This window comes from Acidovorax sp. GW101-11A03 (assembly GCF_059424825.1).
This window is the reverse complement of the sequence record NZ_JBWKZU010000008.1, coordinates 13473-31384: the sequence shown is the minus strand read 5'-3', so window position 1 is coordinate 31384 and position 17912 is coordinate 13473. Positions and strand designations below refer to the sequence as shown.

Annotated in this window: 20 protein-coding genes; 4 read left to right on the top strand and 16 right to left on the bottom strand. The window is 65.3% G+C overall.

Annotated elements, in window-relative coordinates:
- Positions 1-210: 210 nt before the first annotated feature.
- Genes AC07Z7_RS05620 through flgB form a run of 7 tightly spaced genes read right to left on the bottom strand, consistent with a single transcriptional unit; the run spans position 211 to position 5415 of the window.
- Complete coding sequence (locus AC07Z7_RS05620) at positions 211-888, bottom strand: flagellar basal body L-ring protein FlgH (RefSeq protein WP_094290438.1); 678 nt, start codon at positions 886-888, stop codon at positions 211-213.
- A 20-nt stretch (positions 889-908) separates the two neighbouring features.
- The gene (gene flgG / locus AC07Z7_RS05615) at positions 909-1691 is read right to left on the bottom strand and encodes a flagellar basal-body rod protein FlgG (protein WP_063461631.1); all 783 of its coding nucleotides are present in this window, start codon (positions 1689-1691) and stop codon (positions 909-911) included.
- Positions 1692-1728: 37 nt separating this feature from the next.
- Entirely contained in the window at positions 1729-2469 is a 741-nt protein-coding gene (flgF, locus tag AC07Z7_RS05610; protein ID WP_094290277.1) for a flagellar basal-body rod protein FlgF, read from the bottom strand.
- A gap of 49 nt (positions 2470-2518) precedes the next feature.
- The gene (flgE, locus tag AC07Z7_RS05605; RefSeq protein ID WP_094290276.1) at positions 2519-3799 is read right to left on the bottom strand and encodes a flagellar hook protein FlgE; all 1281 of its coding nucleotides are present in this window, start codon (positions 3797-3799) and stop codon (positions 2519-2521) included.
- 40 nt (positions 3800-3839) lie between these two features.
- Positions 3840-4496, bottom strand: coding sequence for a flagellar hook assembly protein FlgD (locus AC07Z7_RS05600; RefSeq protein ID WP_094290275.1), 657 nt, complete (start codon positions 4494-4496; stop codon positions 3840-3842).
- Between the two features lie 19 nt (positions 4497-4515).
- Positions 4516-4920 carry a flagellar basal body rod protein FlgC gene (gene flgC / locus AC07Z7_RS05595; protein WP_094290274.1) on the bottom strand — a complete coding sequence of 135 codons (405 nt, stop codon included), beginning with the start codon at positions 4918-4920 and terminating at the stop codon, positions 4516-4518.
- A 33-nt stretch (positions 4921-4953) separates the two neighbouring features.
- Complete coding sequence (flgB, locus tag AC07Z7_RS05590) at positions 4954-5415, bottom strand: flagellar basal body rod protein FlgB (RefSeq protein WP_494765607.1); 462 nt, start codon at positions 5413-5415, stop codon at positions 4954-4956.
- Between the two features lie 213 nt (positions 5416-5628).
- On the opposite strand from flgB, the gene flgA reads away from it, so the two are divergent.
- The 3 genes from flgA to AC07Z7_RS05575 all read left to right on the top strand — a co-directional run bounded on the left by flgA (position 5629) and on the right by AC07Z7_RS05575 (position 7259).
- Positions 5629-6426 (top strand): flagellar basal body P-ring formation chaperone FlgA, encoded by a 798-nt coding sequence (gene flgA / locus AC07Z7_RS05585; protein WP_494765606.1) that lies wholly within the window; start codon positions 5629-5631, stop codon positions 6424-6426.
- Positions 6427-6519: 93 nt separating this feature from the next.
- The gene (gene flgM / locus AC07Z7_RS05580) at positions 6520-6843 is read left to right on the top strand and encodes a flagellar biosynthesis anti-sigma factor FlgM (RefSeq protein WP_063461638.1); all 324 of its coding nucleotides are present in this window, start codon (positions 6520-6522) and stop codon (positions 6841-6843) included.
- A gap of 41 nt (positions 6844-6884) precedes the next feature.
- Complete coding sequence (locus AC07Z7_RS05575) at positions 6885-7259, top strand: hypothetical protein (protein WP_494765605.1); 375 nt, start codon at positions 6885-6887, stop codon at positions 7257-7259.
- A gap of 64 nt (positions 7260-7323) precedes the next feature.
- Here AC07Z7_RS05575 and AC07Z7_RS05570 read toward each other — a convergent pair whose 3' ends face one another.
- The 9 genes from AC07Z7_RS05570 to motA all read right to left on the bottom strand — a co-directional run bounded on the left by AC07Z7_RS05570 (position 7324) and on the right by motA (position 16755).
- Complete coding sequence (locus tag AC07Z7_RS05570) at positions 7324-8040, bottom strand: RNA polymerase sigma factor FliA (protein WP_494765604.1); 717 nt, start codon at positions 8038-8040, stop codon at positions 7324-7326.
- A 27-nt stretch (positions 8041-8067) separates the two neighbouring features.
- Positions 8068-8865 (bottom strand): hypothetical protein, encoded by a 798-nt coding sequence (locus tag AC07Z7_RS05565; RefSeq protein WP_094290269.1) that lies wholly within the window; start codon positions 8863-8865, stop codon positions 8068-8070.
- Positions 8858-10378: a flagellar biosynthesis GTPase FlhF gene (flhF, locus tag AC07Z7_RS05560; protein WP_494765603.1), complete on the bottom strand. Its 1521-nt coding sequence runs from the start codon at positions 10376-10378 to the stop codon at positions 8858-8860. The genes AC07Z7_RS05565 and flhF overlap by 8 nt, the downstream gene beginning before the upstream one ends.
- Complete coding sequence (gene flhA / locus AC07Z7_RS05555; RefSeq protein ID WP_094290267.1) at positions 10375-12456, bottom strand: flagellar biosynthesis protein FlhA; 2082 nt, start codon at positions 12454-12456, stop codon at positions 10375-10377. The genes flhF and flhA overlap by 4 nt, the downstream gene beginning before the upstream one ends.
- Entirely contained in the window at positions 12453-13607 is a 1155-nt protein-coding gene (locus AC07Z7_RS05550) for an EscU/YscU/HrcU family type III secretion system export apparatus switch protein (RefSeq protein WP_094290266.1), read from the bottom strand. Before AC07Z7_RS05550 ends, flhA begins: the two co-directional genes overlap by 4 nt.
- A gap of 243 nt (positions 13608-13850) precedes the next feature.
- On the bottom strand, positions 13851-14468 hold the full coding sequence (locus tag AC07Z7_RS05545; protein WP_094290265.1) for a protein phosphatase CheZ: 618 nt from the start codon (positions 14466-14468) through the stop codon (positions 13851-13853).
- 4 nt (positions 14469-14472) lie between these two features.
- Positions 14473-14859: a chemotaxis response regulator CheY gene (cheY, locus tag AC07Z7_RS05540; RefSeq protein ID WP_015015821.1), complete on the bottom strand. Its 387-nt coding sequence runs from the start codon at positions 14857-14859 to the stop codon at positions 14473-14475.
- Positions 14860-14931: 72 nt separating this feature from the next.
- A complete protein-coding gene (gene motB, locus AC07Z7_RS05535; RefSeq protein WP_094290437.1) occupies positions 14932-15864 on the bottom strand; it encodes a flagellar motor protein MotB in 933 nt (310 codons plus the stop codon).
- Positions 15865-15894: 30 nt separating this feature from the next.
- A complete protein-coding gene (gene motA / locus AC07Z7_RS05530; protein ID WP_094290264.1) occupies positions 15895-16755 on the bottom strand; it encodes a flagellar motor stator protein MotA in 861 nt (286 codons plus the stop codon).
- Positions 16756-17141: 386 nt separating this feature from the next.
- Here motA and rfbF point away from each other — a divergent pair, with 386 nt between their 5' ends.
- Positions 17142-17912 (top strand): glucose-1-phosphate cytidylyltransferase, encoded by a 771-nt coding sequence (rfbF, locus tag AC07Z7_RS05525; protein ID WP_476018227.1) that lies wholly within the window; start codon positions 17142-17144, stop codon positions 17910-17912.

The following is a 17912-nucleotide window of genomic DNA, read 5'->3' as shown; positions in this document are numbered from 1 at the left end:
AATGGCCGTTACCGCGCTATCGGTAAGTGTTTATTGCTATAAACAATATAGCAATTGACTCAGGCTGCTACTGCAGCCACAACCGTCCCAGAGCCCGGTGTCCGTCAAAACTGGCGCGGCCCCGGCGCGGGCCGCCGCGCAAGGGCCGCCCCGCCGCGCTGGCGGCGTCCCCCCTCGGGGGGGAAGGCGCGCAGCGCCTCAGGGGGGAGCCTAGAACGGCGTGATGGTGTTGAAGAACCGGTTCATCCAGCCCATGGCCTGGGCCTCGTTCTGGGCGCCCCGGCCCCGCGACTCGACCCGCACATTGGCGACCTGGGTGGAGTTGACGATGCTGCCGGGCTGCATCACGCGCGGATCGACGGTGCCCGAGAAGCGCAGCACGTCCACGTTCTGGTTCACGCCGATCTGCTTCTCGCCGGTCACGACCAGGTGGCCATTGGGCAGCACGTCCACCACGGTGGTCGTGATCGAGCCGGTGAAAGTGTTGGTACTTTCGGTGCCACCCTTGCCCGAGAAGGTGCTTTCCGAGCCCGCCGCGAGGGTGGTGCGGTCGGCCAGCGAGCGTTTCACAAACGGCAGGCTGGTGATGCCGCCCGAGGCTTCGGAGGTGCGGTCCACCGTGGACGAAGACTTCTGGCTGGCCGTGACGTTCTCCACGATATTGATGGTCACGTTGTCGCCCACCATGCGCGCGCGGCGGTCCTCGAATGCGGGGCGGTAGCTGGCGTTGTGGAACAGGCTGCCGGTGACCGGCGGTGGTGTGCGCGGCGTGGTGGTGGCAATGGGGGGTGGCGTGGTGGGCAGGATGTCCACGGGCGGCGGCGGCGACAGGGTGGCGCAGCCCGTGGCCAGCAAGGCCAGGGCGGTAGAGGCGATCAGGTGCTTCATGGCGGTGTCCTTCCTGGCCATCACAGTTGCGACAGCTTGGCCAGCATCTGGTCCGAGGTCTGGATGGCCTTGGAATTCATCTCGTAAGCGCGCTGGGTCTGGATCATGGTGACCAACTCTTCCACCACGTTCACGTTCGAGGCTTCCAGAAAACCCTGCTTGAGGATGCCCAGGCCGTTGGTGCCGGGCGTGCCCTGCTGGGGCTGGCCCGAGGCGGCCGATTCCTTGAACAGGTTCTGGCCGATGGGCTCCAGGCCCGCCGGGTTGATGAACGACGACATGGCCAGGTTGCCCAGCGGCTGGGGCTGGGTGTTGCCCGGCACGGTGGCTGACACCACGCCGTCGGCGCTGATGCTCACGCTGGTGGCGTTGGCGGGCACGGTGATGCCGTTGGCCACGGGCAGGCCGCTGGAGTTGACCAGGCGGCCCTGGGCATCGACCTGGAACGATCCGTCGCGCGTGTAGCCGATGGTGCCGTCGGGCATGGTCACTTCCAGGAAGCCATTGCCGTTGATGGCCACGTCCAGGTTGTTCTTGGATTCCTGCAGGCTGCCCTGCACGAAGTTGCGGCTGGTGGCCACGGTGCGCACGCCCAGGCCCAGGTGCAGGCCGGTGGGCAGCTGGTTTTGCTCGGTGGTGTTGGCGCCCACCTGGCGCAGGTTCTGGTAGATCAGGTCTTCGAACACCGCGTTGTTGCGCTTGTAGCCGGTGGTGGAGACGTTGGCCAGGTTGTGCGAGATGACGTCGAGCTGGGTCTGCTGCGCAGACATGCCGGTCTTGGCGATCCAGAGGGAGTTGATCATGGTGCTTCCTTTTGGCGTGGCAGCGTGGGGCGCGGCCTCAGCCGTTCATGCTCAGCAACTGGCTGGCGGTCTTGTCATTGGTCTCGGCGTTCTGCAGCAGGCGCATCTGCTGCTCGAACTGCCGCGCTGCGGCAATCATCCCCACCATGCTTTCCACTGGGTTCACGTTGGAGCCCTCCAGCGCGCCCGACAGCATGCGGGCGTTGGCGTCGTTGGGCATGGGGTCGCCCGACGCGGTACGGAACAGGCCGTCGTCGCCGCGCTTGAGCGGGTCTTCGGCGGTGGGGGTGGCGAGTTTCAGGCGGCCAATTGCCTGCGCAGGCTGGCCTGCAGTCTTGGCGGTGATGGTGCCATCGGAGCCCAGCGAGACATCGGCCCCGGGGGGTACATCGATGGGGGCCCCGCCATCGGACAACACCGGCAGGCCGGTGGGCGTGAGCAGCTGGCCGCCCGCCGACACCTCGAAGCTCCCCGCGCGGGTGTAGGCCTCGGTGCCGTCCAGGCCCTGCACGGCAAACCAGGCGTTGCCCGCAGCCATCGCATCGAGGTTGCGGCCGGTGCGCTGCACGGGGCCGGGGGTGTTGACGTAGCCGGAGGTGGCCTCCAGCGCGAACACGCGGGTCTTGGCGCCGTCGCCCTGCAGCGGCACGGACCGGAAGGTGGACATCTCGGCACGGAACCCGCCCGTGGACGCGTTGGCCAGGTTGTTGGACAGCACGGCCTGCCGGTGGGCGGCAGCGTTTGCGCCCGTCATCGCGGTGTAGATGATGCGGTCCATGGGGGCTCTCCGGGGTCCTGGGTGGGGTCAGTGAAGATTCAGGCGCGCATCAGCGCAGGTTCACCAGGGTGGACATCACCTGGTCTTGCGTCTTGATGGTCTGGGCGTTGGCCTGGTAGGCGCGCTGGGCGGTCATCATGTTGACCAGCTCGGCGGTGAGGTCCACGTTGGAGTCCTCCAGCGCCCCCGAGCGCAGCGAGCCGAAGTTGCCGTCGGTGGCGGTGCCCGCCACGGGCTGGCCCGATTCGAACGTGGCCACCCAGTTGTTGCTGCCCACCGAGGCCAGGCCTTGCGTGTTGCGGAAGCTCGACAGCGCCAGCTGGCCTTCGGCACGGGTCACGCCATTGGAGTAACGGGTCATGATCATCCCGTTGTTCTCGATGTTGATGCCCGTGAGTTCGCCCGAGGTGTAGCCGTCCTGGCTCAGGTTGGAGACGGCAAATTTGGTGCCGAACTGCGTCACCTTGTCCAGGTTCACGTCCACGGTGTAGGTGGGCAGGTTGTTGGGGTTGGGCGGCGTGGGGTTGACGGTGAGTGGCAGCGAGAAGCCTGTGGCAGGTGGCGTGGCCACCGGGCCGGTGATGGCGCCGTTGTTGTCAAACGTGATCTGGCCGATGGGCGTGGCCACCACGGGCGGCACGGCCGTGGGGTCGTCCAGCTGGTCGTACACGTCCCAGGTGTTGGCGGTGGCGGTCTTCTGGAAGTAAAGACTCACAGGCTTGGCCACGCCCTGGCTGTCGAACACGTTGATCGAGGTGCCATAGGTGGCACGGGGGGTGGCCGGGATGGGGGGCGTGGCCGTGGGGTCGCCCGCTGCATCGGTGGCGCGCGCATCCAGGTTGAACGCCGCCGTGATGGTGGTGGTCTGCTTGGCGGGGATGGGCTCGGCCGTCGGGAACACCATGGGGATGGGGTCGGTGCCCGTGCGCAGGCCCGTGACGGGGTCCACCGGGTAGCCCATCACCGAGGCGTTGTCGTTGGTGATCATGTTGCCTTCCTTGTCCAGCTTGAAGTTGCCGGAGCGGGTGTAGGCAGGCGTGCCATCGGGCAGCGTGAGCGTGAAGAAGCCGTTGCCGTTGATGGCCACGTCCAGGCTGTTGCCCGTGATCGTGAGGTTGCCCTGGGTGAACTGCTGCGCCACCGCAGCCACTTCCACGCCGATGCCGGCGTTGGTGCCGCCGGAGGAGCCAATGGCCGAGGCCACCATCTCCGCAAACTCGGCCCGCGAGGCCTTGAACCCCACGGTGTTGGAGTTGGCAATGTTGTGCCCGATGACGTCGAGGTTCTTGCTGGCGGCGTTCAAGCCCGACAGGCCTTGCTGAAAACTCATGGTGTTCTCCTGATGGGGGCGAGGAAAGGGTTCGGCCGGTTTAGACCAGGGCCTTGATCTGGCTGTAGTTGATGGTTTTGCCGTTGGCCAGCGTCAGCTTGAGCTGGCCGTCTTCGGCGCCTGCGGCCGTGACCTTGGACAGGGCCAGCGGCGTGCTCGACAGCTTGGTGGAGCCGTTGACGGCTGTGACGCGGAACTGCAGTGCATCGGTGGTGCCGGTGTACTTGCTGGCGTCCCACTCGAAGGTGTGGCGGCCTGCGGCCTTGGCGCCCAGGTCGATGGTGTCCACCACCTGGCCGCCTGCGGTCGTGACCTCGATCTTCACGTTGGTGGCGGCAGACGGCAGCTCGAAGCCGCCCTTGCCCGCCTTGTCGGCCACGGCCAGGCTGGAGCCTTCGGTCATCACATTGCGCCCGATGAGTGCCGTGCCCTGCATGACCTGCAGCGAGTTGAACTGCTCGGCCATGCTCTGCATGGTCTGGTTGAGCTGCTGGATGCCGGTCACCGTGTTGATCTGCGCAATTTGCGAGGTCATCTGGGCGTTGTCCAGCGGGTTCATCGGGTCCTGGTTGTTGAGCTGCGCAACGAGCAGCTTCAGGAACCGGTCTTGCGCGGCAGCGGGGTCGGTGGCAGCGTTGGCTTTTGTGCCGGTCGCGTCCGTGACCGTGGGGGCGCTGGTGGCGGAGTTGAGAATCATGGTGGAGTCCGTCCTGAAGTTATTGGCCCATCTGCAGGGTCTTGAGGAGCAGCGACTTGGCCGTGTTCATGACCTCGACGTTGTTCTGGTACGAGCGAGAGGCCGAGATCATGTTGACCATCTCCTCGACCGCGTTCACGTTCGAATGCGTGACATAGCCCTGCTCGTCGGCCGAGGGGTGGGCGGGGTCGTGCACACGGCGGCCGGGCACGTTGCTCTCGCTCATCCCGCTCACGCGCACGCCGGCAGCGCTTTCTGCACCCATCTCGGCCGTCTGGAAAATCACCTGGCGGGCCTTGTAGGCCTTGCCATCGGGGCCTGCCACCGCATCGACGTTGGCCAGGTTGCTGGCCACCACGTTGAGCCGCTGCGACTGCGCGCTGATGGCGCTGCCGGAGACGTTGAAGATGGAGAACATGGACATGGTGTGGCTCGCTTTCTATGCTGCGCTGCTGGCTTACTGCCCCTGGATGGCGCTGAGCATGGTTTTGGCGCCGCCGTTGATGAAGCGCAGCGTGGCCTCATACCGCACGGAGTTGTCCACGAAGTTCGCGCGTTCGCGGTCCAGGTCCACCGAGTTGTTGTCCAGGCTGGGCTGCGTCTGCACCGTGTAGCCCAGGGCGCCCTGCCGGTCGATGCTGGCGGTGGTGGGCACCGTGGGCAAGGGAATGTGGCGCGGATCGGTGGTGCCTGCCGTGCCATGCGACCCGCCGGTGGCCAGGCGGGTGACACCCGAACCCGTGCCCGAGAATCCTATGCCTGTGGCTTCCCGCAGCGCATCGCCAAACTTGAAGTCGCGCGCCACATAGCCGGGGGTGTCGGCATTGGCAATGTTGCTGGCGATGGCGCGCTGACGTTCCGCACGCAGCACCAAGGCGTTGCTGTGAAAACTCAGCTGGTTGGTCATCTTGTCAAGCATGTTTGCCTCACACCGTTGTTTGCAAAGTCGCCAGCCCCAGGGGCTTTTTTGGCGTTGCCTGATTATGGAAACCGCTGCTTTTTTCTAAAGCGCAAAGAGCGTGGAAATGGATGGGCAGTTCCGGGTTTTGGGCGGGCGCTGCCTGCCTATAGTTATTGGTGTGAAATGGCCCTTGCCCCCTGCGGGCCAGCCACCCGATGCCCAGGAGGTCCCATGTCCACTTCCCCCCGTTTCTTGTTTTCCCTCCCGGTTGTGTCCGGCCGCTCCCCCGCGCAGCGCCCCGCAGGTGCCGCTTGGCGGGCCCTGTGCCTGGTGGTGCTGGGCGCGCTGGCTGTGGGCGCCAGTGGCACGGCCCGGGCCCAGGCGGCGGGCGATCCCTCGGTGGACCTGGGTCCGCTGACGCAGCGCTGGCTGGATGACACCCTGGCGCGCAGCGCCCCCACCGGGCTCCCCTTGCGCATGGAAGTGAGTGTTGGCTCACTGGATTCGCGATTGCGGCTGGCGCCTTGCGCGCGCGTGGAGCCCTATTTGCCGGTGGGTTCCCGCCTGTGGGGCCGCACCCGCCTCGGGCTGCGTTGTGTTGAGGGGCCCACCGCCTGGAATGTGTTCCTGCCAGTCACCGTCAAGGCGTTTGGCCCGGCCTGGGTGCTGACCGGCAATTTGGCGCCCGGCGCTGTCCTGACCGCCAGCGATGCCACCGAGGCCGAGGTGGACTGGGCCGCCGAGACCGCTCCTGTCATGGCGAACCCAGACCTGTGGGTCGGGCAGGTAGCCGCGCGCCAGCTGGTGGCGGGCCAGGCATTGCGCCAGAGCATGGTGCGGGCCCCGCAGCTGTTCCGCGCAGGGGCCCAGGTGAAGGTGGTGGCCCAGGGGCCCGGCTACGCGGTCACGTCGGCAGGGCAGGCGCTGTCGGCCGGGGCCGTAGGGCAAACTGTGCGTATCCGCATGGATAATGGTCGTATTGTCAGTGGAATAGTGAACGAAAGCGGAGCAGTAGACGTCACTCTTTGATGACGCCCTGGTGATAAATGGCTAAAGTCCGGGCCAAACGGGTCGAAAACATTGCTACTGTGCCCCACATCATGCGGGGTGGTGGAGAGAGCGATGAAGATAGGTCAAAAACCGGAACTCCCGGGCGCATTGCCGCAGACGGGGCTTGCCAAGCAAGCCAAGACGCCTGCCAGCGCTGCTGAAGGAGCCACCAAGGACGCCCTGGCTGCAGCGTCAACCGCCGGTGTGCCCGTCACGGTCTCGATCGCCGCCCAAAGCCTGAACCCTGCCTCCCGTGTGGCTGGTGATTTTGATGCCGGCAAGGTCAAGGCAGTCCGCGCTGCCATCGAAAAGGGTGAGTTTTCTGTCGATGCCGAAGCCATCGCCGACAAGATGCTGTCCAACGCCCAGGAGATCCTGACCCGTTCGCGGGGTTGAACCCGCTTTGCAGACTGGCGCGATCCATCGCACAATGCGCCATGTCGCTGGAAGAATCCCTCTCGGCTGTCGAGCAGCTGATCGATAAAGTCACCGCCGCCCTTCTCGCGGCAGACCCCCAATCCCTGGAACAACACAGTGTGGCCCTGCGTGACGCAGCGGCCCTGTTTGCGCGCGCGCTGGAGCAATCCACGGCGCACGGGATGCCTTTGCCTGCTGCGGTGCAAAAGCGGGTGGAAACCATCAGCGGCATGCTGGCGGTGCAGCGCGACAACCTTGCTCGCCTGTCGGCCGTGACTGACCGCCAGGCTGCGGGCCTGCTGCCGCCCTCCAATGCCGCATCGACCTACGGCGACGGGCTGTCAACGCGCGCGGCCAAACCGGGCGTGGCGCGCATCTACCGTTCTGCAGGCTGACTTGGGGGGAGACCTTGGCCCGGCGCGCCTTGTAGGGCGGCGGGAAAACAAGGTCAATGCAAGGTCAATGCGCGCGCATCTTGGCGCGCAGGCGGGCGATGGATTGGCTGTGCAGCTGGCACACCCGTGACTCCGTCACGCCCAGCACGGCCGCGATCTCTTTGAGATTCATGTCGTGCTCGTAGTACATGCCCATGATGTGCTGCTCGCGTTCGGGCAGGCTCTTGATGGCATTGACCAGTGAGGTCTTGAGGCGGTGGTCGCGCAGCAGTTCGACCGGATCAGCGTCGGCGTCGGCAACATGGCGGTCCAGAAACCCGTCCTCGTCGTCGTTGCCGTGGGTCATGTCCTCCAGGTACACCAGCTGGGTGCCCCGCACCTTCCCCAGCAGGTTCTGGTAGTCGGGCAGGCTCATGCCCATTTCGCTGGCGATTTCTGATTCGAGCGGGCTGCGGCCCAGCTTCTGCTCCAGCCGGTGCACGGCATGCTCGATGTCTTTCTGGCTCTTGCGCGAGCTGCGGCTCATCCAGTCGCCCTCGCGCAGCTCGTCGAGCATGGCGCCCCGGATGCGCTGGGTGGCAAAGGTCTCGAACTGCACACCCTGGGCCACTTCATAGCGCGAGAGCGCATCGGCCAGGCCCATCATCCCGACCTGGATCAAGTCGTCCAGCTCCACATTGGGCGGCAGCTTGGCGATCATGTGGTGCGCAATTCTCCGGACCAGCGGCACATGCTGGCGGATCATCGCGTCACGATCGAGCTGGCCTTTGGCGGTGTACATCAGATCAACTTCTCCGGAAAAATCAACTCAATGGCTCCGGACAAAATGTGCAGGCATGTCTGCCAAGGTGCTGGATGGCAGCGCACTCAGCGATCCGTTCATGGTGCCCGCATTTTCCAGCAGTTGCAAGGCCAGGCGCTGAAGCTCCTGAGGGTTCTGCGTGGCGATGGTGGTGGTCCGCACCGGCCCCCCCAAATGGCGCTCGGCACAGGCCTGCAGCGCCATCAACTGCGACTGGGCCTTGTGGCGCTCGGTTGCCGTGTTGCTGTGCAGCAAAGCGGCCACCATGCAGGGCAGCCCGGTGTGCAGGGCAATCTGCTTGAGGCTCTTGTAGCTGGTCATCACGCCCGCGGAACCGCCACCCATGACCACCAGGGGCACTGTGGCCGTATGGGTCAGCAAGGGCCCCAGTGTGGAAGCGGGCGCGTGGATCACCATCAGGCCGTAGGTCCTGAAGTAGGGCAGCAGGTTCTCCATAGGGGAGCGCGTGGTGTCGCCCGCCTTGCGGCTGAGGTGCTGCAGGCCCTTGGCGGCTGGGATCACGGCCAGCGAGGACGCGGTGGCTCCCAGGTTCAGTTGCGCACCGTCGTTCCACGAGGCGTGCTGCAGCAGGTGCAACAGGCCCGGGCTGTTGTCTGTCTCCTGCGCCGTGCCGTCCAGCACCACCACGGGGTAGCCCAGCCGCTGCAGGCTGGCACAGATCTGCCAGAGCGTTTCCAGCCCACTGCCGGCGTTGCCCTGGCTCACCACCGCCAGCATGCGCAACTCGGCCTGTGGCGTGAAACTGTGCAGGCCAGCGGCCTGGTGAAAACCCAGATCAAGCATCGACCAGCCCCCCTTCGGTGATGGTGTCGGGGGAGTGCGAGAAGAAGAAATTCAGGTCGGTGGCCTTGGGGTCGAACGCCGACTTGGCAGGGGCGCGCATCGACGTGCTGATGAGCTGGTGCGCATTGGCGCGCTCCCAGTCCTCGGGCACACGCTGGCCGTTGGTCACGCCGCGCAGCACCATCTGGTGGCGGATCAGCGCATCGATCGCGGGGCCGAGCTTCACGGCCTCGTCCACCTTGGACAGGATGGCCTGCTGCGAGCCGTCGGTCTTGAACGCGGTGAGCACGTCGTCCAGCGTGTCGCCATGGCAGCCCGCGTTGAGCACCAGGAGGCGGTTCACGTGGGGCAGGTCCAGCACGTCCAGCATGTCGCGCTTGCGCGGGTCGCGGGGGGCCACGCCGGTGGTGTCGATCAGGACCATTTTCTTGCCGCTGAGCAGGCCCAGCAGGTCCTGCAGTGCGGCGCGGTCGTGCGCCAGGTGGGCCACGATGCCCAGCATGCGGCCGTAGGTGCGCAGCTGTTCGTGGGCACCCACGCGGTAGGTGTCGAGTGTGATCAGGCCCACGCTGCCGGGGCCGTGGATGCGCGCGCACATGGCGGCCAGCTTGGCCGTGGTGGTGGTCTTGCCGACGCCGGTGGAGCCCACCATGGCAAAGATGCCGCCTTGTTCGTACAGCGGGGGCTCGGCCTGGTCGGTCTTGAGGTTGCGTTCGAGCACTTCCATCAACCAGCGCACCGATTCGCCCGCCGACAGATCCTCGGGCATGCGTTCGAGTACAGCACGGGCCAGCGAGGGCGAGTAGCCCGCGCGGATCATCTTGAGCATCAGGTTGGACTGGATCGGGTTTTGGCGCGCCTGGCCCAGCCAGGCCAGCGTGTTGAAGCGGTCTTCGATCAGCTCCTTCATGGAGTGCAGCTCGTTCATCAGGCTTTGCTGGTTGTTCGACTGAATCAGGTGGGCGCTGGCCGCTTCCTGCCGACGGCGCGGGGGCTCGGGCGGGATGTCCATGGGGATGGTGCGCAGCGGGTTGTGGCGCGCCACGGCCACGGCCGGGGCGGGCATGCGTTCGCGCTCCCGTTCAGGTTCCTGGTCGCGGCTGCGCTCCGACAGCGTCGGGGCTTCCGCCGCGCCGTGCAGGGCCTCGTGGCGGCGGCGCAGCATGCGCTCGCGCACATAGTCCTGGAACGACAGCGTGCTCATCGCCAGCTGCTCGGTGTCTTCCTCCACCGGGTTGCGGCCCAGGCCTGCCGCCGCCTGGCTCGCCAGGCTGGAGCGGGCGGGCTGCGCGCTGCTGCGTGGGGCGCTGGGTGCCAGCAGCGGTGCGCTGGAGGTGTTGTTGCCTGCACCACCGCCGTCCAGCGCCGAGAGCGTGTCTTCGGCCGTCGCCACCACTTCGACGCCGTTGGCGGTCGGGCGGTTGGACAGGATCAGTGTGCCGTCGCCAAAGGCCATGCGCGCCTTGGCCAGAGCCTCCCGGGAGGTGGGGGCGGTAAAGCGTTTGATGTTCATGCTGATGCACCTTTAAGGATCGGCCCAATACGGATGGTGTGGGTCTCTGGGATTTCACTGTGCGCAAGCACCTGCAGGCGGGGTGCGACGCGGCGCACCAGGCGGGAGATGGCGTTGCGGATCTGGTCGGGAACCAGCAGGCAGGCGGGCAAGCCCATCTCTTCCTGCTTGAGGGCCACTTCGGCGGCCTTCTGCGTGAGGATGTCGGCCACACCGGGGTCGAGCGCAGGGCCTGCCGTGTTGCCCAGGGCCTGCACCAGAAGGCGCTCCAGGCCGGGTTCGATGGCAATGACGTTGAGTTCGCGCGTGGGGCCGTAGATCTGCTGAACGATGGCGGGCGAGAGCGCAATGCGCACGCGGCGGGCCAGCTCGACCGGGTCGGAGACCGCACCGGCATGCTCGGCCAGCGTCTCGATGATGGTGCGGATATCGCGGATGTGCACAGACTCTTCCAGCAGCAGCTGGAGGACCTTCTGGAACGTTGCGATGGAGACCATTTTCGGGACCACTTCTTCGATGAGCTTGGGAGCCAGCTTGGCCACGTGTTCCACCAGTTGCTGCGTTTCCGTGCGACTGAGGAGCTTGGCGGCCTGCACTTGCATCAAGTGTGACAAATGGGTGGCCATCACGGTTTCGGAATCAACGACCGTAAAACCCGCCATTTGTGCGGCTTCCTTCTGCCGGTCGTCGATCCAGTGTGCTGGCAGGCCAAATGCAGGGTCGGTGGTGGGTGTGCCGATCAGCGGCGTGGTGATGCCGCCGGGGTTGATGGCCAGGAACATGCCGGGGAAGGCCTCGCCTTCGCCCACCACCACACCGCGCAGCGTGATGCGGTAGCCGCTGGGCTTGAGTTCGAGGTTGTCGCGCACATGCACGGCGGGGGGCAGGAAGCCCACCTCCTGCGCAAATTTGCGGCGCACGCCCTTGATGCGGGTCAGCAGGTCGCCCTGGCGGCTCTTGTCCACCAGGCTGATGAGGCGGTAGCCCAGCTCCAGGCCCAGCAGGTCCACGGGCTGCAGGTCATCCCAGGTGGCTTCGCCGTCGCCCACGGGGGCCGGGGGCGCTTCGACTTCCGGCGGTACCTTCTGGCGTTCGTGCAGCAGCCAGGCGCCGTAGCCCAGCAGGCCGCCCATGGTCAGGAACACCACGTGAGGCATGCCGGGGATCAGGCCCAGCAGCACCAGGATGCCCGCCGTGACGCCCAGCACGCGGGGCGACATGAACAGCTGCTGCACGATCTGGCGGCCCATGTCGTGGTCCTTGCCCACGCGCGAGATCACCATGGCTGCCGCCACCGAGATCAGCAGGCCGGGGATCTGTGCCACCAGCGCATCGCCCACGGCCAGCAGGATGTAGCTGTCGGCCGCCTTGCCCGCCGACAGGCCGTGCTGCAGCATGCCGATGGCAAAGCCACCCACGATGTTGATCAGCAGGATCAGGATGCCCGCGATGGCATCGCCGCGCACGAACTTGGAGGCACCGTCCATCGAGCCGAAGAAGTTGGCTTCTTCCGCCACCTCGGCGCGGCGGCGCTTGGCTTCTTTTTCATCGATCAGGCCTGCGTTCAGGTCGGCGTCCACGGCCATCTGCTTGCCGGGCATGGCGTCCAGGGTGAAGCGCGCCGACACCTCGGCAATGCGCTCGGCGCCCTTGGTGATCACCACAAAGTTGATCACCACCAGGATGGCGAACACGATCAGGCCCACGGCAAAGTTGCCGCCGATCAGGAAGTGGCCGAAGGCCTCGATCACTGCACCGGCGGCGCCCGGTCCGGTGTGGCCCTCCAGCAGCACCACACGGGTCGAAGCCACGTTCAGCGACAGGCGCATCAGCGTGGTGAGCAGCAGCACCGAAGGAAACGCGGCGAAATCCAGCGGGCGCAGCATGTAGGCCGCGACCATCATCACCATCAGCGCCACCGCGATGTTGAGCGTGAAGAACGCGTCCAGCATCCAGGGCGGGATGGGCAGCACCATGAGCGCCAGGATGGCCACCACCAGCAACGGGGCCGACAGCCCCTGGAGGGCGCCGGCATTGGAGCCCGCCCATTGCTGCAAAGACTTTACGGAGGTGTTCATACGGCAGCACCTTGCACGGAAGTGCGGTTCAGCGGATCGAGTTCAGGCGGCACATAGGGCTCCACCAGGCTGTCGGGCATGCGGCCTTCGCCGCGCAGCGCGGCCTTGAGGCGGTACACATAGGCCAGCACCTGGGCCACGGCGGTATAGAGCGTGGCGGGAATGGCCTGGTCCAGCTCGGCGTGGGCATAGAGCGCGCGGGCCAGCATGGGCGACTGCAGCACGGGCACGTTGTGCTCCCGGGCCACGTCGCGGATCTTCATGGCGATGAGGTCGGTGCCGCGTGAGATGACCTGGGGGGCGCTCATGGTCTTGTCGTCGTACTTGAGCGCCACCGCATAGTGGGTGGGGTTCATGACCACGAAGTCGGCCTTGGGCACGGCAGCCACGCTGGCGCGGTCGGCAATCTCGCGCTGCTTCTGGCGGATGCGGCCCTTGGTGTGTGGGTTGCCATCCGATTCCTTGTGTTCCTGCTTGACCTCTTCGTGCGACATCTTCAGGCGGTCCTTGAAGAAGAACGCCTGCAGGGGCACGTCCACCAGCGCGGCCAGGAACACGACCAGCAGCAGGAGGCTCATGCCCGAGGTCAGCCAGTCGGCCACCTGCCGCAGGGCCAGGGGCGAGGGTTGCAACACCAGCATGGCCACGGCCTCGATGCTGTTGCCGATGAACCTCCAGGCCACCCAGGTCAGGATCGCGCTCATGAGCACCATCTTGGCCACGTTGGCCATCTGCTGCTTGGAGAACAGGTTGGCCAGGCCCGAGATAGGGTTCAGGCGGTTGAACTGGGGGGCGATGGGTTTGGTGCTGAGGATCCAGCCGCCCGCGCCAATGGCGCTGAGGAGTGCGGCAGCACTGGTGAGCAGTGCAAACGCCACGCTGGCCGCCGCGCCCACCACCACCATGCTCTGCAGGCGCTGGAGCATGGTGCCCGGCGCCATGACGGTGGCGGAGTCAAAGGCCAGTTGCTGGCTCATGGCCTTTTGCAGGTGGTCCATGAGCTGGGGTGTCAGCAGGAGCATGCAGGCCGCACCCGCCCCCAGGATGGCCAGGTGCGACAGGTCGCGCGAGCGTGCCCCTTGGCCGTCTTCGCGCGCTTTCTGCAGCTTGCGCTCTGACGCGGGGAGACTTTTTTCTTGGCTGGATTCCATGGTGGCATGACGGCGCTGGTGTCATGCCATTGTCGTGAGCGACCCGGAAATCTAAAGCTGGATAAGGGGGCTGCGGCCCCCTCTTTTCCCTGCTGCCGCCAGCGTTTTCAGCGGCGCACTGGCACCCGCAGCGGGGTGCTCAAGCAGGGAGGGTTTTCTCAAAAATGATAGCTGAAAGCGCTTGGTGGGCGCGCGCAAGCAGCCATTTTGACCATGAGGGCTGGGCCAAAAGCCCGCAGGCGGTCAGAACCCCAGGCTGGCCAGCAGGTCGTCCACCTGGGACTGGTCGGTGACCACGTCGGGCGTGTTCTCGGGGTCTACCACCGGGCCTTGCAGATGGGCGGGCTTGGCTTCAACCGCTGGTACATGGGCGTTGGGTGGTGCGGTCTGGATGAGCAGCTGCACCAGTTGCTCTTCGATGGTGGCCGCCAGGTTCACCACCCGCGCAATCACCTGGCCGGTGAGGTCGTGGAAGTCCTGCGCCATCATGATCTCGGTGAGGTGCGCGTCGGCCTCCTTGGTCACGCGCTCCACATCGGTCAGGAAGTTGAAGATCTCGCCCTTGGCCACGGCGGCCACCGGGTCGGCCACCAGCGAACTGACCACCCGGCGCGTCTCGGCCGCAATGTAGTCGTGCTGCGCCTTGGCCTGTTCCACACGGCCCAGCACCTTCTCGGCCGCTTCGCCGGTCAGGCGGGCGATGTAGGACAGGCGGCTCTGGGCGTCGGGCAGCTCGCCCATCGATCCCCGCAACTTGTCGGCGTAGCCCAGTTCGTTCAGCGAGTCGTGCAGCTGGCGGGTCAGTTGGCCGATCTTGTGGTGTACGTCGGCCGGCTGGCTGTTGTCCGGTGTGGCGTCCATGGTCTCATAACCCCATCTTCTTCAGAATCAAGGTCACCTTCTCTTCGAGAGTTGCCTTGGTGAAGGGTTTGACGATGTAGCCTGCAGCGCCGCCCTGGGCGGCGGCAACGATGTCTTCCTTGCGGGCCTCGGCGGTCACCATCAGCACCGGCAGGTGTTTGAGCTTGTCGTCCTTCTTGATCTCGGCCAGCAACTGGAACCCGTTCATGTTGGGCATGTTGATGTCGGTCACCACGAAGTCGAACTTGCTGTTGCGCAGCTTGTTGAGGGCTGCCACGCCATCTTCCGCCTCGTCGGCATCGGAGAACCCGCTTTCCTTGAGCAGGTTGCGCACGATGCGTCGCATGGTGGAGAAGTCGTCAACGATCAGAAAACGAAGGGCTGTGGTCACTTGGGACCCTTTCGGTCGAGAATTACTGTAGGCATTGTCATGGGTGGCAGGTTAGGTGACAAGTCGTAACTGTTACCTGCTTGGGGGGGGATTTTCCCGCTTTTCATTCAGCAGTTCTGTGGAAGTGATTTCGGGGATCCCTTTGCCCATGAGTCGTTCTTCGGCCTCGCGGGTCAGCACCGTGATGGTGATGCGCCGGTTGGCGGGTGCGCGCGGGTTGTTTGGCTCCAGCAGGTCGCTGGCCGCCAGGCCCACCACGCGGCCCAGTTTAGCGTCTGGCATGCCGGCCGAGACCAGCTCGCGCCGCGTGGCGTTGGCGCGGTCGGCCGACAGCTCCCAGTTGCTGTAGCCGCGCTCGCTGTTGCCATAGGGCACGGCGTCGGTGTGGCCTGCCAGGCTGATGCGGTTTTCCACCCCGCCGAGCGCGGAGCCGATTTCGCGCAGGATGTCGCGCATGTAGGGTTTTACCAACGCGCTGCCACTGTCGAACATGGGGCGGTTCTGGTCGTCGATGATCTGGATCTGCAGCCCGTCGGGCGTGATGTCGATGCGGATCTGCGACTTGTATTCGTTCAGGCGCGGGTTTTCGGTGATGAGCGCATCGATCTTGGCTTCGAGCGCCTTGATGCGGTCCAGGTCCTGCTTGGCGCGCTCGGCGCGCTGGGCGTCGATGCTCATGCGGCGCTGCTTGGCCTCTTCCACGTCAGAGCGCCGCACCTGCCCATGCACCTTCGACAGATCGTTGCCGCCGCCCGGGATCACGCTGGAGCTGTTGCCCGCCCCGTCGCCGCCGGTCATCGCCACCTTGAGCGGCGACGCGAAATACGCCGCAATCCCCTGCAACTCGCCCTTGGCCGTGGAGCCCAGCAGCCACATCAGCAGGAAGAACGCCATCATGGCCGTCACGAAGTCGGCATAGGCAATCTTCCAGGCGCCACCGTGCACGGCATGACCGCCTTTCTTGATGCGCTTGATGATGATGGGCTGGAGTTTCTTTTCTGCCATGGTGTTGCGGGCCAAGGGGCGCTGGCGGCGCTACTTCTTGCCTTTCACATGCCCCTCCAGCTCGGTGAAGCTGGGGCGGACGTCTGAGAAAAGCACTTTGCGGCCAAATTCGATGGCGGTGGCCGGGTTGTAGCCCTGCATGCTGGCCAGCAGGGTGGATTTGATGCACTGCAATTCCTTGGCTGCGTCTTCGGTCTTTTGCTCGACCAGACCGCCCAGGGGTTCGACCACACCGTAGGCCAGCAAGATCCCGAGGAACGTGCCCACCAGCGCCGAGCCGATCATGCCGCCCAGCACTGAGGGCGGCTGGCCCACCGAGCCCATGGTGTTCACCACGCCCAGCACCGCGGCCACAATGCCAAACGCGGGCAGGGCGCCCGCCAGCCGGGCCAGCGCTGCCACGGGGGCGTGGGCCTCCTGGTGGTGGGTGTCGATCTCGCTGTCCATCAGCGCTTCGATCTCATGCGAGTTCAGGTTGCCCGACACCATCATGCGCAGGTAGTCGGTGGTGAACTCGATCACATGGTGATCGTTGCCCACCGTGGGGTATTTCTTGAAGATCTCGGACTCGTGGGGCGCCTCGACATCCTTTTCGATCGCCATCAGCCCTTCCTTGCGGGCCTTCTGCAGGATGTCGTAGAGCATGGCCATCAGCTCCATGTAGCGGGCCTTGGTGTACTTGGACCCCTTGAGCGCCATGGGCAGTGCGGCCAGGGTGGCCTTGATGACCTTGGGCTGGTTGTTCACCACAAAGGCGCCCAGCGCGCCACCCAGAATGGTGACGATCTCGAAGGGCAGGGCCTTGAGGATCACGCTGATATTCCCGCCGTGCATGATGTACACACCGAAGATGCAGCCCAGGCAGACGACGTAACCGATGATGACGAACATGCTTTAGACGTGTTGGGCGGTAACCGGAGCAAGAACGGCAGCGCTTGTTCCAGGACCGCAGTCGCGGGTTTACCGAAGGTTACTGCAAATGTATCGGATTGCTGAGCGCGAAATGCCACAAGAGAGCGGCCAAACCAGGGCTTCTTGGAGGAATGGCTTTGGCGCTGCACTCGCTGGGTGGCGGGTGTGTCATGCCATCAATTTCGGCATCAAATAGGTCGTTTGCGCCTGACGGAAAAGAATTTGTTGCTATTTAATGTGTAGCAATTTGGTGTCTGCACGCATCGCGCACAGCGCCGCGCAGTCGGGGCAATCGCTGCATTTGGCCCGTTTTTCCGCAGCCACAGGGCCTTTTGGCGGCACGGGGGCTGGACTATGCTGCGGGCATGAAAGCCGTACTGCTCGCGGGGGGCCTGGGCACCCGCATCTCGGAAGAGTCGCACTTGCGTCCCAAGCCCATGATCGAGATCGGGGGGCGGCCCATCCTGTGGCACATCATGAAGATGTATGCCGCCCATGGCGTCAACGACTTCATCATCTGCCTGGGCTACAAGGGCTACGTCATCAAGGAATACTTCGCCAACTACTTCCTGCACATGTCGGACGTAACGTTTGACATGGCCAACAACCGCATGGAAGTGCACCACCGCCACGCCGAGCCCTGGCGCGTGACGCTGGTGGACACCGGCGAAAGCACCATGACCGGCGGGCGCCTGCGCCGTGTGCAGGAGTACCTGCCCGAAGGCGAGCCCTTCTGCTTTACCTATGGCGATGGTGTGGCCGACCTGGACATGACCGCGCAGTTTGCCTTCCACCGCGCCCACGGCCGTCAGGCCACGGTGACCGCCGTGTTGCCCCCAGGCCGCTATGGCGCCCTGATGCGTGACGGCGACAGGGTGGACGGATTTGTGGAAAAGCCCCGTGGCGACGGCGGCTGGATCAACGGCGGTTTTTTTGTGCTGCAGCCCGAGGTCATCGACTACATCGACGGCGACGCCACCAGCTGGGAGCTGGAACCCATGGCCCGCCTGGCCAGCAGCGACCAGCTGCGCGCCTTTGAGCACACCGGCTTCTGGCAGCCCATGGACACACTGCGCGAGAAAAACCTGCTCGAAGACCTCTGGCAATCGGGCCGCGCGCCCTGGAAATGCTGGTAA

Excerpts from the sequence above, each read along its gene's own strand:
- AC07Z7_RS05565 (WP_094290269.1), bottom strand. The coding sequence starts at position 8,865 with ATGCTTGATCTGGGTTTTCACCAGGCCGCTGGCCTGCACAGTTTCACG.
- flgG (WP_063461631.1), bottom strand. The coding sequence starts at position 1,691 with ATGATCAACTCCCTCTGGATCGCCAAGACCGGCATGTCTGCGCAGCAG.
- flgC (WP_094290274.1), bottom strand. The coding sequence starts at position 4,920 with ATGTCCATGTTCTCCATCTTCAACGTCTCCGGCAGCGCCATCAGCGCG.
- AC07Z7_RS05545 (WP_094290265.1), bottom strand. The coding sequence starts at position 14,468 with ATGGACGCCACACCGGACAACAGCCAGCCGGCCGACGTACACCACAAG.
- AC07Z7_RS05620 (WP_094290438.1), bottom strand. The coding sequence starts at position 888 with ATGAAGCACCTGATCGCCTCTACCGCCCTGGCCTTGCTGGCCACGGGC.
- flgM (WP_063461638.1), top strand. The coding sequence starts at position 6,520 with ATGAAGATAGGTCAAAAACCGGAACTCCCGGGCGCATTGCCGCAGACG.
- flgF (WP_094290277.1), bottom strand. The coding sequence starts at position 2,469 with ATGGACCGCATCATCTACACCGCGATGACGGGCGCAAACGCTGCCGCC.
- flgE (WP_094290276.1), bottom strand. The coding sequence starts at position 3,799 with ATGAGTTTTCAGCAAGGCCTGTCGGGCTTGAACGCCGCCAGCAAGAAC.
- flhF (WP_494765603.1), bottom strand. The coding sequence starts at position 10,378 with ATGAACATCAAACGCTTTACCGCCCCCACCTCCCGGGAGGCTCTGGCC.
- AC07Z7_RS05550 (WP_094290266.1), bottom strand. The coding sequence starts at position 13,607 with ATGGAATCCAGCCAAGAAAAAAGTCTCCCCGCGTCAGAGCGCAAGCTG.
- rfbF (WP_476018227.1), top strand. The coding sequence starts at position 17,142 with ATGAAAGCCGTACTGCTCGCGGGGGGCCTGGGCACCCGCATCTCGGAA.
- AC07Z7_RS05575 (WP_494765605.1), top strand. The coding sequence starts at position 6,885 with ATGTCGCTGGAAGAATCCCTCTCGGCTGTCGAGCAGCTGATCGATAAA.
- motB (WP_094290437.1), bottom strand. The coding sequence starts at position 15,864 with ATGGCAGAAAAGAAACTCCAGCCCATCATCATCAAGCGCATCAAGAAA.
- motA (WP_094290264.1), bottom strand. The coding sequence starts at position 16,755 with ATGTTCGTCATCATCGGTTACGTCGTCTGCCTGGGCTGCATCTTCGGT.
- flhA (WP_094290267.1), bottom strand. The coding sequence starts at position 12,456 with ATGAACACCTCCGTAAAGTCTTTGCAGCAATGGGCGGGCTCCAATGCC.
- AC07Z7_RS05600 (WP_094290275.1), bottom strand. The coding sequence starts at position 4,496 with ATGATTCTCAACTCCGCCACCAGCGCCCCCACGGTCACGGACGCGACC.
- flgB (WP_494765607.1), bottom strand. The coding sequence starts at position 5,415 with ATGCTTGACAAGATGACCAACCAGCTGAGTTTTCACAGCAACGCCTTG.
- AC07Z7_RS05570 (WP_494765604.1), bottom strand. The coding sequence starts at position 8,040 with ATGTACACCGCCAAAGGCCAGCTCGATCGTGACGCGATGATCCGCCAG.
- flgA (WP_494765606.1), top strand. The coding sequence starts at position 5,629 with ATGTCCACTTCCCCCCGTTTCTTGTTTTCCCTCCCGGTTGTGTCCGGC.